The sequence below is a fragment of the Corynebacterium atrinae genome (assembly GCF_030408455.1).
GTDB classification, from domain to species: domain Bacteria; phylum Actinomycetota; class Actinomycetes; order Mycobacteriales; family Mycobacteriaceae; genus Corynebacterium; species Corynebacterium atrinae.
Window position 1 is genome coordinate 1858672 of the sequence record NZ_CP046977.1, and the last position, 14398, is coordinate 1873069.

Sequence of the window (14398 nt, forward strand, 5' to 3'; positions counted from 1 at the left end):
CGCTCCTTTTAATAGTCGAGGGTGTTCCGTAGTTCCCAGGGAGTGATCTGCTCTTGGTAGTTGTGCCACTCTTTCCACTTAGAGCGCAGGAAGTATTCGTAGACGTGCTCACCGAGGACATCAGCCGCAAACTCGGATTTTTCCAACAGTCGAAGGGCTTGGTCGAGGGAGGCCGGCAAATCCTCGTATCCCATGGCGCGGCGCTCGCGGCGGGTAAGCTGCGAGATGTCGTCTTCGGCCGGATCATCCAATGGGTATTGCTCACGGATGCCCTTGAGCCCGGCGGCAATGATGAGCGAATACGCCAGGTAGGGGTTGCAAGCCGAATCCAGGGAGCGGACTTCCACCCGGCGCGAGTCGGCCTTGGCTAGGCGATAGGTGGGCACGCGGACTAGAGCCGATCGGTTGGACACACCCCAGGTGGCGGAGGTCGGAGCTTCGTTTCCGAACACGATGCGCTTGTAGGAGTTGGGCCATTGATTCGTCACCGCAGAGATCTCTGCAGCATGCTTTAGAACGCCGGCGATGAAGTGCTTCCCTGTTTTCGACAGCGAGATGTCATCATCGGGATCGTGGAAGGCGTTGGAGTCGCCTTCAAACAGGGAGATGTGCGAGTGCATGGCGGAACCCGCGTGTTCGGTGAACGGCTTTGGCATGAACGTGGCGCGCACCCCACTCGCGATCGCTACTTGCTTGATCAAATAACGGAAGGTCATGATGTTATCGGACATGGTCAGGGCATCAGCGTGGCGCAAATCAATCTCCTGCTGGCCTGGCGCGGTCTCGTGGTGGGAAAACTCCGTAGCAATCCCCATTGATTCCAAGGCCACCATTGCCTCCCGTCGAAACTTCGGGGCCATGTTGCTCGTCGCCTGATCAAAGTAGCCACCGTTGTCCGTGGGCATGAGAGCGGACAGATCATCTGTATTGGTGACCAGGTAGAACTCAATCTCGGGTGAGATCATGCAGGTGAAACCCTCATCCGCCGCTAGCTTGACCTGACGGCGCAAAATCTGGCGAGGGTCAGACCACGACGGCTGCCCGTCGGGCGTAGTGATGTCGCAGAACATCTGCGCAGACTGAATCTCAGGACTTCCTGCATCGAATGGCAAGACGCGGAAAGTGGAAGGATCGGGCAACGCGATGGTGTCGGATTCGGAAATCCGGGAGAAGCCCTCGATGGAGGACCCATCGAAGCCGACCCCTTCCTCAAAAGCGCTTTCCAGCTCAGAGGGGCTCATCATCACTGACTTGAGGTAGCCAAGTATGTCAGTGAACCAAAGACGGATGAAACGAATGTCGTGTTCTTCGACGGTGCGCAGCACGAATTCCTGTTGTCGATTCATGCCACTAACCCTAATGACGGAATCCGACACTAGATGACAAGCGGGGGTGAAAATTCCTCTCATCGTCGCTGTTCGCTCCGGAGCAACCTGCGCGCGGGGGTAGCAATGTCGGGGGCGCCTGCTGAACTAGAACTACCAACCAATCGAACAAATAAACGAACAGGACCTCTTACATGCCTAACTTCAGCGACGATGTAAAGCACAAGCTCCAGGCAGAAGCAGCTTCAGAGCTGGTCTACCGCCGCCAACTCAAAGGCGAAATCTCAGATCTCCTCATGATCAGCGCCAGCCGAGGCTGGACGCCCGATGACCTCCGCCACGTGAGCGGCACCAACATTGATCCTCTCTTGCTCGAGGCCCAAAACCGCATTCACGGCTGCACAACCCCGGCAATCCGGGCGGCCTGGCAGCGGCATTGCCTGACTACCCAGGACGTCACCCTCCCCATCCCCGAACTGGAAATGATTAAAGCGCGCCTCGGCGCTGTGCCTCGCCTGCGCGATGCAGACATCGTCACCGATGTCTCCTGCCTCGGGCTGCTTCGTGACGTTGCTTGTCAAGGCGCTCAAGGGACCACCACGAAGCCATCCGCCGACGGAAGACCGTCCACAGCGGAGGCTCGCATCCGTCAAAGAATCGCCCTCCTCCTGAAAAAGGCCGAATCGACGAACTACGAAGCGGAGGCCGAGTCCTTCATAGCCAAGGCCCAGCAACTCCGCCAGCGCTACCGTCTCGACTCAGCTACTGAGGATGACTCCACTTTTGCAGACTCCCAGCTGGTTTCCGTGCGCATCCGACTAACCGGCACGTGGGTGCGATACCAATACCTGTTGCTATGCAATGTTGCGCGTCCCAACTCGTGTGAGAGCATCCTCATTCCTTCAGTGGATATCGCGAGCGTTGTCGGCCACCCCGAGGATGTGTGGCACGTAGTCGAGCTTTTCGCTGAACTCAATCGTCAGCGGGACTTCTTCATGCGCACCTCGCCCGGTGCGCGCGAGGCGGCGCAGCTTCGCCAGACCGCCCCGTACCGTAGGTCCTTCCTCCTTGCCTTCGCCACCCGCATCGGCACCCTGCTCGCCGCCGCCAACAAGGAAGTCCCCGAGCCACAACCAAGTGACAGTATGGCTCTAGCTCTGCTCGTGCGCCGAGGTCAGGCCGCTAGCGACTTCATGGAAAGCGTCTTCGGATCGGCCCGCAGCATGACTTTTTCCCCCACACATCGGCGAGGATTTGAAGATGGCTTCAACGCCGCGACTAACTCCCACTTCTCTGCGAAAAGCCCGACTACCGCTCAGCGAGCCGGGTGAGAGGAGCGGCGCTAAGCTAGAAATTGCACATAAGCCCTAGTAAAACTAATTATAGGAGTTCTTGATGAGTACTCGTGCCTTTCTCGAGGTCGAAGCCAAGTTCGCCGTAGCCGATAACGCCACGTGCCCCGATTTGACCCAGATAGAGGGTGTCAAATCAGTAATGGCTACAGCTCATCACCAACTGTCTGCCATTTACTACGACACCGATGATCTCCGCCTCACCCGATCAAAGATCACTCTGAGGCGCCGTGAAGGCGGCAGCGATGATGGCTGGCACATAAAGTTCCCGGGTTCCGCCGGACGCTTAGAAGTGCACGCCCCCCTCGGCGAACCAATCGATGGGATTCTTCGGATACCAGAAGAACTCCGCGACCAGGTGCGCGCTTTAGTACGCAACAACGAGCTGAAACCCATTGCTCAAGTGGACAACCATCGCACAGAGATAACTCTTGGCGGCGAGGGGGGTGCCCCCGTGGCCGAGTTCTGTGACGATCACGTCTCCGCTTGGTCGCTACTTCCCGGCGGAGACAACACCACGTGGCGGGAATGGGAAGTCGAGCTTTCCGGAGACGTCGCCGGGACGGATACTGCCGCCGACATCATGCCCTCCGCTACCTCCCTTCTCATCAGCGCAGGTGCCAAAGTATCTTCGTCACCGTCCAAGCTCGTCATGGCCTTGGGCACTTCCGAAGCAGCGGCACCACTTCCTACCTTCTTCATCGACGCAGATCTTCCTGCCAACTCCCCCACTGCTGCAGTAATCGCCGCTCTGAAACTCAACCGGGACAAACTCCTTGAGTTTGATCCCAAAGTCCGACGCAACGAGTGGGACTCGGTACACCAAATGCGCGTAGCCACCAGGGAGTTACGCAGCCATTTGGAAACCTTCGATGACATTTTGGCCAGCGACAAAATTGGTCATATCGAAGAGGAGCTGAAGTTGCTGGCACGCATGCTCGGTCATGCCCGAGACGCAGAGGTAGTTGAGGAACGCTTTCTTCGACTGCTCGACTCTGAAGACTCCGGCGTCTTAGATGAAGCCACCCGCCAACACCTTCGAGAGGACATGGGCTCGGAATATCGCCGCGCGCACCGACGCGTCGTTGCCACCCTCAATTCGGAGCGCTACCTCAACCTTCTCGACGCAATCGATGACTTGCTCGCTCATCCCCCTGCAATCGGAGCACCAGCCCTGCAAACTCCCCCGGTAGATCCGGTCACCGAGGCGGATGCGGAAGAAGACCTCGACATGATTGCCGAAGGCGGACCTGGCGAACCTATCCTCCCGGTCTTCACCGATGGATTCGACCCGGAAGAAGACACCGAGGAGGAAGAGGAGGACATGATTGCCGAAGGCGCTCCTTCCACTGACTCAGATTCGCATCCAGCCGCTGACCGCACTCCGCTCGAAGTGGAAGCCATCCTTTCTGAACACCTGGATCTGGCATACCGCAAGCTCATCAAACGCCACCACAAGGCAATTGAGAACTGGGAAAACCCAGAACTGAGCCTGCACGAGCGGGAGGTGTTCTTCCACGACATGCGCAAGTCAGCTAAGAAGGTTCGCTACGCCGCCGAAGCTGTTGGTGCAGCGACAAACTTGAAGACAAAGCGTCTCTACAACGCTTGCAAGGCAATGCAGGCAAGTTTGGGGGATTTCCAGGATTCTGTGACGTCGCGAGATCGTCTAGTCAAAATGGCTGAGCAGGCGCGTCGCCGTGGAGAAGACACCTTTGGCTATGGGCTGCTGTATCAACGTGAACGCACCCTCGGCCTGCGGGCGCTTGAGGCCTATACCCAAGAAGTCAAGGCGATTAAGGCGGCGTATGCGCGGCTACTGAAGTCGGCGGAAAAGTCAGCGAAACAAGCCGCCAAGCAGGCTTCCAAGCAGGCTAAGAAGAAGGGCAAGAAGAAGTAGATCGGACAAGACGAGAGCCCCGTTTCCAGCAGAAACCGGGGCCCTCACTCAGTGAACGTTTTTACTTTTCCCAGGAGGCAGGCTCTCCCCAGTCCTTGTCTTCCGAGTCTTCTTCGTCGGCCGCAGCATTGCGGGCAGCAGCGATCTTTAGGGCGTCAGCGGCTTCTTCGCGGGTGTCGTAAGGGCCCATGCGGTTCTCCCAGCCGCCTTCCTTACCCTGCTGGACGTCTCCGGTCTTCGGGTCAAAGAACCACTTCTCGTCTTGTAGTGCCATGCTGTCCTCCTTGTAGGAAATGTCAGTTTTGCCTCTTAGGCTACCTTCGCTCCGGCTCGACGGGGCGGGCTAGAGTAGAGAATCGCTAGAGAATTTGCCCCTGCTGCCCAGGCCCGATGAAGGAGTACTCCACCATGCCGATCTGGCCCTCCGCCCCCAGCCCCATCCTCGACCGTGCCCGTCAATTGCATCGAGAGGAAACTGGGGTGGAAAGTACCCAGGTAGCGGATTGTCCAGGCACGTGGCTCGTGATGGGCGAGCATGTCGATTACGCCGGTGGAATAACGCTGGTCGCCCAGGTTTCACAGCGAGTTGCGGTCGCTTTCTCCCCCCGCCGAGATGATCTGATTAAGGTCACCACGCAGTCCACGACGCTCGAGGGAACAGGTACTACCACGGAGGAAATCAGCCTCGGCGCAATCGAAGAACGGGCGACGAATCAACGACTGGTTGACCACCAATGCGGCTTAGTCGCCGAGCGACTCGGCGGCATTGTGTGGACCATGATCCACCGCCAGCTACTCTCCCGCGACACGTCAGGCATGGACGTCACCGTGGTCAATGACATTCCTGCTGATGCAGGGCTGGGGGCAATTGCCTCGACGGAGGCTGCCTTTGCCCTGGCCCTGCTCGGGTCTGCAGAAGATTGCGATGAGGCACCCCTGCGTGCTCGTCTAGCGGAGGTGTGCGCGCAAGCTGCCGAAGCTTTCTCCCCCGCCCCCGCGCTGCGCTCCCGCTATACGGCCGCGTTGCGCGGCACTGCCGGCCAGGTCGCGGTGATCAATTACGCAGATGGGTCCGTTACTCAGGCTCCCCACCCGGCATCCGCAGGGATGCGGGTATTCGCGGTCATTGGTCCGGAAGCTGATGTTGATCAGACGTCGGCTATTCAAGGACGTCGTCGGTTCCTGGATGCGGCCTGCCGTGCCTTTGGCACGGAGTCGCTTCGCTTGCTTCCCGACGCCCCGACGCGCGTCCTCGACTGGCTCCGTGCGGTCCACAAGGTTCACGGCGCCGAGGGACAGCCCACCCTCGATCAGGCGGCGAGTTGGCTGACCTTCGACCAGGAGGAGACCGGACGAGCCGAACAGCTCAGCCGATCCTTGCGCTCTCGCCGCGTCGAAGATTTGTGGTCTCTCATGGCCGAGTCTCAGGCGGGCCTAGAAAGCTACGGGCTCAATGCCCAACCCGACCTGGTGAAACTCATTCTTGTGCGCGGTGCTGCAGGGGCACGTGCGGCGGTGGCGGGAATGTCTGCGGCGGTGATCGCGGGCGTCGATAAGCGCCACGCCGGCAACTTCTCGGCGGATCTGTCCGCCGATGGTTTCACTCTTGTGGACCTCGGCATCGGTTCCCCTGCCCAAGTTGGTTAGTCAGCCGGCCAGGCGAAAACCACGTCTCGGGCTGTGATATCCGCCCTCACCAGCGACACCTTTGTGGCTGTGCTCTGAGGCGGGGCTCCGAGGCAATTGGCTAGGACAGGCGGGTCCGTGACGAAAATCCGGGATTGCTCACGCTCAGCATCGGACGTGAGAACGAGGGCGTCAAAATTGTGGCCAACCCACGGGCTGAGGACTGTCGCCTCTGTGAGATCAAGAGCGGCGCGGTCAACGTTGTTGGCCAAGGTAGACGTGCGATTCATGGCTTCGATGACATCTTCGGCGCGGATACTGGCCCACTCGGGCACGGCACTCCCCTGACACAGCGCCAGGCAGTACTCGGTGGCAAAGCGATCAATGAGCCGACGAAGCGGCGCCGTGACGTGCGAATAGTAGCCGCCGATACCGGCGTGGACCTCCGCATCGCCGCTTTCTACCAGCGCATAGCCGGAACCGCGAAGCAGCTTCTGAGCCTCACGCATCACGGCCATGCCGCGAGCATCGGTTGCATCAACGGTTTGAAGAAACTCGCCAAGCGGCTGTTCATCGGGACATTCGTAGCCCAAGGCACGAGACTCCGCCCGGAAGACGGCAAGCGAATCCGAGTTTGCTGGGCGCAAGGTCCGCAGGAGTCCCGTGCCATGGGTGACCATGAGCCGTCCCGCACACATTCCCGTGAGCAGCGAGATCTCGGAATTCCAGTCCATGACCTCGTGACGTGGCTCAACGACGAGCTCATACGTGCCGTCCGCAAGATGGGACACGCTCTGGGCGGGCAGGCGCAAATTGATGGCGTCGCGCCGCAACGCGGATGCCTCCCGCAACCGACCGACCTCGGGAAGCAACTCGATAGACGGGTGCAAGCGTGAGTTGCGGAAATCCTCGTGGACGCCGTCATAATCCAGGCGAGCCACACTCCTCACCAACGCGCGTTCGAGGTGGAAATCAATGACCTCTGCGGCCGAATCTAGCTCAAACGTCCACAGCACGGCCGGCCGATCGACACCAGGCAGCAGCGACGCCTCCCCTTCCGACAATGCCGGCGGATGGAGGCGAACGGGCTCATCGGGTAGGTAAATCGTCTGTCCGCGACGAAAAGACTCGGCCTCCAGCACCGAGCCCGGCTCCACGAAAGCGGCCACATCGGCGATCGCGTAGCGAACTCGAAAGCCGGTATCGGTGGCCTCGATGAACACCGCCTGATCCAAATCCATGGAGCCGACCGGGTCAATGGTGACCAGCGGAATATCTCGGGCATCCCGTCGCTGGCTGGCATAGCGATCCCGAACAGTGGCGGCCTCAGCGAGCACCTCCGGCGGAAATTCCGTCGGCAGGGAAAATTCTTCCGCGATGCCGCGGAAGTCGAGCTGCGCTGCGTAGAGCTTCATGGGGACCCATTGTTCCACGATCGGACAGTTGGCGGTGCAGGAGGAGAGTGGGAGCGAATGAGCCAGCCTATAAGCCGGATTCTGTACCCCGCGAGGGGCGGCAATCATCCATCTGGGTCGACCATCGCTGGCCGCCTCAAGCAGCTACCTTCGAACTTGGGCGAGTCACCCTCAATCATCCGAACCGGCCTGCGACGTGGCAGACCTTGATGCCTTGCTCCCGGTGGGGTTTACCTGGCCAGACCAGTCACCTGACCTGCCGGTGCGCTCTTACCGCACCCTTTCACCCTTACCCCAATCCCGGAGGATCGTGGCGGTTTACTTTCTGTTGCACGTGCCCGCGGGTTGCCCCGGGTTGCCGTTAACAACCACCGTGCTCTGTGGAGTCCGGACTTTCCTCGACACCCGCCTGCACCCATGGGGGTGGTTCGGGGGCCGCGATTACCCGGCCGACTCATTCGCAAGGAGTGAGTCTACCTCGCGGACTCAGCCGGACAGGAATCTCGTTATGCGCGCAGGTGGGAGGTGTCATTGAACACGCGGAGGCAGGAGCCGACGCGGGCATCGGTATCGAAGAACTCGACGATGCTGATGGAGGCCAGGTCGAGGAACATCCTGTTCACCACGTGTGGTCCGGCATCCAGGGCCTGCCGCACAAGGGACTTAATGGGGGTGACGTGGCTGACCACGAGGACAGTTTTGCCAGGGTACTTCTGGGTCAACTCGCGTCGCACTGCCCGCACGCGCTTGTGCATGGCCGTGAGCTCCTCGCCGCCTGGTGGACAAACGGTAGGGTCGGCGATCCACTCGGCATGGAGCCGGGGGTCTTGGTCGTGGGCTTCGTCGAAGGTGAGGCCTTCCCACGTGCCGAAGTCTCGCTCGGTGAGGTCGTCGATGATCTCGACATCAAGTTCCAGGGCCTCCCCGGCTGCCGAGGCAGTCTGGACGCAGCGGCGCATGGGCGAGGAGACGATGGCGTCGATAGTTTCTCCGGCGGCCAGGTGTGCGGCGGCGGCGCGGACCTGCTCTAGTCCGATGTCGGTGAGCTCGGCATCCGTCCGGCTGGCGTATTGTTTCGCGGCGGACATGGCGGTCTGGCCGTGTCGAAGGAGGATGAGCTTGGTGGGTGGTGTGGAGGCTCCGGTCCAGTGCGAGGGGGTGCCCACTTTGACGTCGCAGTCACCATCAGCGACCTCCTCACCCGAAGCTTCCCCGCCAACGATTCCCGGCGGGTGACCTTCCGCAGCGGCGTCCATGGCGAGGTTGGAGAGGTGATCGGCTTCTTTGTTTTTGGCCCGCGGCACCCACGTGAAGGTGACGTGGTCGAGGCTCTTCATTAAATCGCGCGCCTCGAGTGCCAGCGCCTGCATGTCGGGGTGTTTGATTTTCCACCGGCCGCTCATTTGCTCCACGACGAGCTTGGAGTCCATGCGGACTTCCACGTCGCGGGCACCAAGTTCTACGGCGGCTTCGAGTCCGCGGAGCATTCCGTGATACTCGGCAACGTTGTTCGAGGCCTTCTGCCCCACGACGTAGATGATCTCGCGGAGCAGCGTCCCATCAGCCGCGTACACCACGGTTCCGGAGCCGGCGATGCCGGGGTTGCCGCGCGATCCGCCATCGGTATAAATCAGTACCTTCGACATGTCGGCCACGAGCTAGGCCGTCTTCCTAATGAGGTAGGTGCCGCATTCCGGGCATTGCGGCAGCTCATCGGCGGCGGCCTTGCGCACCCGATTCTGGTCGGCCGCGCCGAGCACCATGAAGCAGCCTCCGCACGTGCGTCCGTTGAAGTCCGCGGCGCCGACGCCGGAGTCCTTCTTCTGCAGGTCATACTCGGCGACGACATCGGCCGGCAGTTGCCCGCGCAGCTCAGCTATGCGCTGCTCGGGGGTGGTTTGAATGGTGTGGGCGGCGTTGGCTGCCTCGGCAGCACGGGCCGCCGCTTCGACCTGGCGGGTCAGTTCGTCGACGCGGGCGCCGTGCACGTCGCGGTTGTTGCGCAGGGCGTGGATCTGATTGTGCGTCTCCGCGAGTTCACTCATGAGGTCAGCGATGCGCGACTTCGCGGAATAGCGGTCGTGCTCGAGGTCTTTCCGGCGCTCGGGATCGGTTTCCGCCGTCAGCTGCGCCTTGTCATCTCGCTCGCGGCGGCGGAGCTTGCGCTCATCTTCCTGAATGCGCAGGATCTCCGCTTCCATGTCATCGACGGCCATCTGGGAGGAGCTGGCGGCGTTGCGCATCCGCGCGAGCTCTTTGGTCAGCCGGTCGAACTCCTTTTGTTCTTCGGTGACAAAGGCCGCGTCGCCGACCACTTCAAGGGAGCGTTCGATAGAGGAGAGCTCCAAGAGGAGTTCCTGGAGGGAGGGATCGAGTTTCATGGTTATCTTTCTTACTCGCTTGCGTGGGTGGACAGGGTCCAGGGGTCCGTGCGGATATCTAAAATATGCGTATCGACGCCCGCCTGTTCCCCCACGATCGCCGCCGCCTGCGACGTCCAGGGGAATTCGCTGGACCAGTGGGCGGTATCGATGACGGGCGGGCCGCCGGCCCTAAGGTACTCGTCGACGGGGTGGTGCCGGAGGTCAGAAGTAACGTACACGTCTACCCCTAGCCCGCGCACCGCGTCGAGGAAGCTGTCCCCCGAACCGGAGCTGACGGCGACCTTTTTCACCAGCGCCTCGGGATTACCCGCCGCGCGCACGCCCCAGGCGGTGGGTGGCAGGGCGTTGGCCACCTGTTGAGTAAATTCCCGCAAGGTCATTGCCTCGGGCAACTCACCGATGCGGCCGAGCCCATAGGCCTCATCGAGGTCTGAGGTGTCGGCCATTTCCACGATGTCGAAGGCGGGCTCCTCGTAGGGGTGGGCTGCGCGGAGCGCATCGATGAGACCTCGACGTCGATAAGCAGGGGCGACGAACTCCACCCGCAGTTCCGGCCCGCAGTGGGCGACCCCCATCTTTCCCTCGGCCGGTGAGGCGCCCTCTTGGGGCGTGAACTGGCCGACGCCTTCAATGGTGAAGGCACACTCGGAGTAGTCCCCGATGGTGCCCGCCCCGGCGGCGAACAATGCTTCCTTTACCGTCGACGCAGCCACGGAGGGCACGTGCACTCCCCACTTATCTACGGCGCTGCCACTCTGCGGGAGGATAGGCCGACCGGGAGTAATGCCGACGAGCTCGGCGAGCACATCATTGACCCCGGGGCGCGCGGAATCGGCATTGGTGTGCGCGGCAAACAACGCCACTCCACCGGTGATGAGCGTGTGAATGACTTTGCCTTTGGGTGTATCGGCCGCCACGGAGGTCACGCCCCGCATGAGCAATGGATGATGCACCACGAGCATGTCTGCGCCCAGCCGCACAGCCTCTTCCGCCACGGATTGGGTGCAATCCAACGCGAAAGCGACCTTTGTCACACCAGCGTCCGGGTCGCCGCAGATAAGGCCGACCGCGTCCCAGCTCTCAGCAAGTTTTGGCGGGTAGGCGGACTCCAGGATCTGGCGGATATCAGCGACGGTCGTCATGGCTCCTTAGTGTAGACGGGCCGAAAGACACAGCCCGATGTGGCACATTGGGGCCGTGAGCATTCTCCTTCTTGATGTCGACGGCACCCTCGTCGATTCCCTCCCCGGCATCCGCGCTGGTTTCCTGCACACCCTCGACGAGATGGGCTGGGACCATCCCTCCGAGGAGTTCATTAACCGAATCGCCGGCCCGCCGATGGAGATCACCCTGCAAAACGTGGGTATGAGCCCAGAACAGGCCCGGGAAGGTTTGGCCATCTACCTTGACTACACCGCCCGCGGCGGGTGGGCCGACGCGCAGGCTTTTCCCGGGATGCTTGAGTTGGTCCGCGAGTGGAAAGCCACCGGATTGACGGTGGCCACGGCGACGTCGAAAGGCGAGGGCTTCGCCCGGAAAATCCTGGACCGGGAGGGTTTTCTACCTTTCATCGACTTCCTCGGTGCGGCGGAAGAAGATGGGCCGCGGCGCTCCAAAACCGCCGTTATCGACCATGTTCTGGCCTCCAATGGGTGGGAAGATCAGACATCCGATATCCTCATGGTCGGTGATCGCTCCCATGACATCGAAGGCGCCGCCCATTTCGGGATCGACACCACCGCCGTCACCTGGGGCTACGGCACCCCCGACGAGTGGGCCGAGGCCCGCTTCACCGCTCATACACCCAAGGAATTGGAAGGGATCGTCAATGACTGGCTCCACGTCCGGCACAGCACGCGAGGATAGCCGCCTTCACCTCGACTTCGTCTGCACCGGCAACATCTGCCGCTCCCCCATGGCCGAGGTCATCATCCACGACGCCATCGACGCCGCCGGGCTTGGCGACGCCGTCCGCGTAAGCTCCTGTGGAATCGGCGGCTGGCACGTCGGACTCGGCGCCGACAAGCGCGCCGTCGCCGAACTCCGTTCCGCTGGACACGATGGCTCCGAACACGTCGCTTCGCAATTCGGCCCGGATGACTTCGACGCCGACCTACTCGTCGCCCTCGACACCGGCCACCGCTCCGAACTCATCGCCCGCGGAGTACCCGAAGAGCGCATCCGCCTCCTCCGGAGCTTCGACCCCACCGCCCCCGCGGAGGCGTCTGTGGCCGACCCTTATTACGGCGGGCCGGAGGGCTTTGTGGAAACCCGCGAGCAGATCGAAGCGTCCGTCAATGGCATCCTCGCGTGGGTCCGGGAGCGGGTTCAGGTCAACGCCGCCCGATAGGTAGACTGGGCGGCTGTGAGCGGCACCATGGAGCGATACAACTCAACCCGGGCGACCAAGAAGGGCTGGAAGTCCTTCTTCAAGCCTGGGTGGATTCTCGCGCTGCTCGCCATCCTTGGCTTCTCCTACGCGGCGTTCACCGTGCTCGCCCCGTGGCAGCTGAACAAGGACGACCAGATCGTCGAGCGCAACGAGCAGATTGACGCCGCCTTCCGCACCGATCCCGTCCCGGTGCAAGACATCTTCGGCACCGATGGGGCGATCAGCCCGGGTGACGAATGGCGGAGAGTCACCCTCACCGGCCACTACCTTCCCGCATCCGAGGTAGTCCTGCGCCTGCGCCCCGTCGACAGCCAGCCGGCCTTCCATGCTCTCACCCCATTCCAACTCGATTCCGGTGAGACGATACTGGTCAACCGCGGTTTCTCCGCCCCACTCGAAGGCTCGATTCCGGATCTCGCACCCGCTCCCTCCGAGCACCTCACGATCCACGGCCACGCCCGCCTCAACGAGGCGCTACCCACCACCCCACCCTTGCTGGATCAAGGGGAGCCGCAGGTCTATGGCATCAACACCTCCCAGGTCGCCGAGCTAACCGGGTTGACCCTTGACCAGGATTACGTCCAACTCTCCGAAGGAGAACCCGGGGAAATCAACGCCATCCCCGTGCCCAAGCTCGATCGCGGCTCTCACCTCTCTTACGGCTTCCAGTGGATCGCCTTCGGCATCATGGCCCCCCTCGGCCTGGGCTACTTCATCTGGGCTGAGCTGCGCGAACGCCGCCGCGTCCGCGATGAGAATGAAGAGCTTATCGACGTCGTCGAAGACATCGACACCGCACCCTCCACCACAACTTCCCGACGCCGCGCCCGCTACGGCGACGAAAGCCCCGACCACTACGACAAGTTCTCCCGCCGCAGCCGCGAGCGTTTCTAGATAGTCTGGTGCTCATAGCTATTGCTTGTCCCCTCCAACGGCAGGACTGATCATGGGCTTCTGGAATAGATTTCTCGGAACTTCCGGCGCAGAGCAGAACGTCAACGCGGCTGGTGGCATCCTTTTCCCCCGCCACCGACGAAGGCACCATCACCCTGCGCACACGTCCTCGTGTGATCCACGACTCGCCGCCCAGGTCCTCCACATGGCTCTCGACCGAGCCGCAGCCTTAAGCTTCACCCCCACCCGCGACATCACCATCGACGACGTTGACTTTGACTACTACGGCGGCCCTCAAGGATTCCAAGCTGAGTTCCTCACGGCGCTGCTCAGCCTCGATGAGGAAGACGGCACCCCCCTCTTCCCCCGCGTCTTCTTCTTCGACCCCGAGTACATCCAATCCAACGACAGCTCCGCCACTCTCCTGTGGAGCATCGCTGAAGCTGCCTCGACCCGCTCTTCCTTCTCCGACGTCCACTGTGACCTCCACTTTGGCCCCGACTTCTACGACAACCCCGTTGGCGAACTCCACTACCGCCACCATGGAGAAGAGGTCCATCACGACGTCGCCGTCGAAGGCGAGTGGGTGGACATCGACGCCATCACCCACGTCTTCATCCACGCGACGCCCGAGGGACACAAGTGGCTGACCAATAACGACTTCACCCTCCACGTATGGGCGCCCGAAAAGCATGCTCCCGAGGTGGCGCGTATCTTGAGCGAGGAAGACGCTGCCGCCGACCACAGGCTGGCGCGCGAGACCCACCCACGAATGGACAGCACCGAATGAGCATTTGGAACAAGTTGTTTGGCGAGTCGGAGCCCTCCCCGCCGCCACATACTCCCGAGCCCGAGGCACACCCCGAAGAAGCCACCTTGCCTTCCACCCCCTCACAGCTGCGTCACTTCATCGAATCCACCGCCGCTGCCGCGGACGCCGACGTGACCAACGTGCTCCTCATGCTCGACCCGGGCAGCTCTACCAGCGGCAGCCTGCGGCTGACCAAGAGCGACCAGGTCCACGATCTGTCGTTCGACTTGGCTACTCCCGCGGGCGCCCAGGCCGCGGTCGATCAGGTGCGCAGCATCATTAGCTAGTCCGCGGCTCCG

The 14398-nt window shown here is 61.6% G+C and carries 14 protein-coding genes and 1 other RNA gene; 8 read left to right on the top strand and 7 right to left on the bottom strand.

Features of this window, described 5'->3' with window-relative positions:
- Nucleotides 1-8: 8 nt before the first annotated feature.
- Nucleotides 9-1346: a glutamine synthetase family protein gene (locus CATRI_RS09060; protein ID WP_290216813.1), complete on the bottom strand. Its 1338-nt coding sequence runs from the start codon at nt 1344-1346 to the stop codon at nt 9-11.
- A gap of 173 nt (nt 1347-1519) precedes the next feature.
- On the opposite strand from CATRI_RS09060, the gene CATRI_RS09065 reads away from it, so the two are divergent.
- On the top strand, nt 1520-2656 hold the full coding sequence (locus CATRI_RS09065) for a DUF2786 domain-containing protein (protein ID WP_290216815.1): 1137 nt from the start codon (nt 1520-1522) through the stop codon (nt 2654-2656).
- 64 nt (nt 2657-2720) lie between these two features.
- Entirely contained in the window at nt 2721-4577 is a 1857-nt protein-coding gene (locus CATRI_RS09070; RefSeq protein ID WP_290216817.1) for a CYTH and CHAD domain-containing protein, read from the top strand.
- A 61-nt stretch (nt 4578-4638) separates the two neighbouring features.
- On the opposite strand, the gene CATRI_RS09075 is transcribed toward CATRI_RS09070, so the two are convergent.
- Nucleotides 4639-4851, bottom strand: coding sequence for a hypothetical protein (locus CATRI_RS09075; RefSeq protein ID WP_290216819.1), 213 nt, complete (start codon nt 4849-4851; stop codon nt 4639-4641).
- Between the two features lie 134 nt (nt 4852-4985).
- Between CATRI_RS09075 and CATRI_RS09080 the strand changes: the two genes are divergently transcribed.
- On the top strand, nt 4986-6224 hold the full coding sequence (locus CATRI_RS09080; RefSeq protein WP_290216820.1) for a galactokinase family protein: 1239 nt from the start codon (nt 4986-4988) through the stop codon (nt 6222-6224).
- Here the strand turns inward: CATRI_RS09080 and CATRI_RS09085 are convergent.
- From CATRI_RS09085 to CATRI_RS09105, 5 genes are all read right to left on the bottom strand, one after another.
- A complete protein-coding gene (locus tag CATRI_RS09085) occupies nt 6221-7618 on the bottom strand; it encodes an RNB domain-containing ribonuclease (protein ID WP_290216822.1) in 1398 nt (465 codons plus the stop codon). The two genes, CATRI_RS09080 and CATRI_RS09085, sit on opposite strands and share 4 nt — an antisense overlap.
- A gap of 54 nt (nt 7619-7672) precedes the next feature.
- Nucleotides 7673-8075, bottom strand: an RNA gene (gene rnpB / locus CATRI_RS09090) — RNase P RNA component class A.
- 49 nt (nt 8076-8124) lie between these two features.
- Entirely contained in the window at nt 8125-9264 is a 1140-nt protein-coding gene (locus tag CATRI_RS09095) for a bifunctional RNase H/acid phosphatase (protein WP_290216824.1), read from the bottom strand.
- A 12-nt stretch (nt 9265-9276) separates the two neighbouring features.
- Nucleotides 9277-9999, bottom strand: a complete 723-nt coding sequence (locus CATRI_RS09100) for a zinc ribbon domain-containing protein (RefSeq protein WP_290216826.1) — start codon at nt 9997-9999, stop codon at nt 9277-9279.
- An 11-nt stretch (nt 10000-10010) separates the two neighbouring features.
- Nucleotides 10011-11144, bottom strand: coding sequence for a Nif3-like dinuclear metal center hexameric protein (locus tag CATRI_RS09105; RefSeq protein ID WP_290216829.1), 1134 nt, complete (start codon nt 11142-11144; stop codon nt 10011-10013).
- A gap of 37 nt (nt 11145-11181) precedes the next feature.
- Here CATRI_RS09105 and CATRI_RS09110 point away from each other — a divergent pair, with 37 nt between their 5' ends.
- The 5 genes from CATRI_RS09110 to CATRI_RS09130 are packed head-to-tail and all read left to right on the top strand — an operon-like array spanning nt 11182 to nt 14386.
- Nucleotides 11182-11868: an HAD hydrolase-like protein gene (locus tag CATRI_RS09110; protein ID WP_435384157.1), complete on the top strand. Its 687-nt coding sequence runs from the start codon at nt 11182-11184 to the stop codon at nt 11866-11868.
- Nucleotides 11831-12352, top strand: a complete 522-nt coding sequence (locus CATRI_RS09115; protein WP_290216833.1) for a low molecular weight protein-tyrosine-phosphatase — start codon at nt 11831-11833, stop codon at nt 12350-12352. The genes CATRI_RS09110 and CATRI_RS09115 overlap by 38 nt, the downstream gene beginning before the upstream one ends.
- Nucleotides 12353-12367: 15 nt before the next feature.
- The gene (locus tag CATRI_RS09120; protein ID WP_435384158.1) at nt 12368-13288 is read left to right on the top strand and encodes an SURF1 family cytochrome oxidase biogenesis protein; all 921 of its coding nucleotides are present in this window, start codon (nt 12368-12370) and stop codon (nt 13286-13288) included.
- A 52-nt stretch (nt 13289-13340) separates the two neighbouring features.
- Complete coding sequence (locus CATRI_RS09125) at nt 13341-14078, top strand: hypothetical protein (RefSeq protein ID WP_290216835.1); 738 nt, start codon at nt 13341-13343, stop codon at nt 14076-14078.
- Nucleotides 14075-14386 (top strand): hypothetical protein, encoded by a 312-nt coding sequence (locus tag CATRI_RS09130; RefSeq protein ID WP_290216838.1) that lies wholly within the window; start codon nt 14075-14077, stop codon nt 14384-14386. The genes CATRI_RS09125 and CATRI_RS09130 overlap by 4 nt, the downstream gene beginning before the upstream one ends.
- Nucleotides 14387-14398 lie beyond the last annotated feature (12 nt).

Bases quoted from the DNA above. Each gene is read 5' to 3' on its own strand.
- CATRI_RS09060 (WP_290216813.1), bottom strand. From the start codon at position 1,346: ATGAATCGACAACAGGAATTCGTGCTGCGCACCGTCGAAGAACACGAC.
- CATRI_RS09065 (WP_290216815.1), top strand. From the start codon at position 1,520: ATGCCTAACTTCAGCGACGATGTAAAGCACAAGCTCCAGGCAGAAGCA.
- CATRI_RS09070 (WP_290216817.1), top strand. From the start codon at position 2,721: ATGAGTACTCGTGCCTTTCTCGAGGTCGAAGCCAAGTTCGCCGTAGCC.
- CATRI_RS09075 (WP_290216819.1), bottom strand. From the start codon at position 4,851: ATGGCACTACAAGACGAGAAGTGGTTCTTTGACCCGAAGACCGGAGAC.
- CATRI_RS09080 (WP_290216820.1), top strand. From the start codon at position 4,986: ATGCCGATCTGGCCCTCCGCCCCCAGCCCCATCCTCGACCGTGCCCGT.
- CATRI_RS09085 (WP_290216822.1), bottom strand. From the start codon at position 7,618: ATGAAGCTCTACGCAGCGCAGCTCGACTTCCGCGGCATCGCGGAAGAA.
- CATRI_RS09095 (WP_290216824.1), bottom strand. From the start codon at position 9,264: ATGTCGAAGGTACTGATTTATACCGATGGCGGATCGCGCGGCAACCCC.
- CATRI_RS09100 (WP_290216826.1), bottom strand. From the start codon at position 9,999: ATGAAACTCGATCCCTCCCTCCAGGAACTCCTCTTGGAGCTCTCCTCT.
- CATRI_RS09105 (WP_290216829.1), bottom strand. From the start codon at position 11,144: ATGACGACCGTCGCTGATATCCGCCAGATCCTGGAGTCCGCCTACCCG.
- CATRI_RS09110 (WP_435384157.1), top strand. From the start codon at position 11,182: ATGTGGCACATTGGGGCCGTGAGCATTCTCCTTCTTGATGTCGACGGC.
- CATRI_RS09115 (WP_290216833.1), top strand. From the start codon at position 11,831: ATGACTGGCTCCACGTCCGGCACAGCACGCGAGGATAGCCGCCTTCAC.
- CATRI_RS09125 (WP_290216835.1), top strand. From the start codon at position 13,341: ATGGGCTTCTGGAATAGATTTCTCGGAACTTCCGGCGCAGAGCAGAAC.
- CATRI_RS09130 (WP_290216838.1), top strand. From the start codon at position 14,075: ATGAGCATTTGGAACAAGTTGTTTGGCGAGTCGGAGCCCTCCCCGCCG.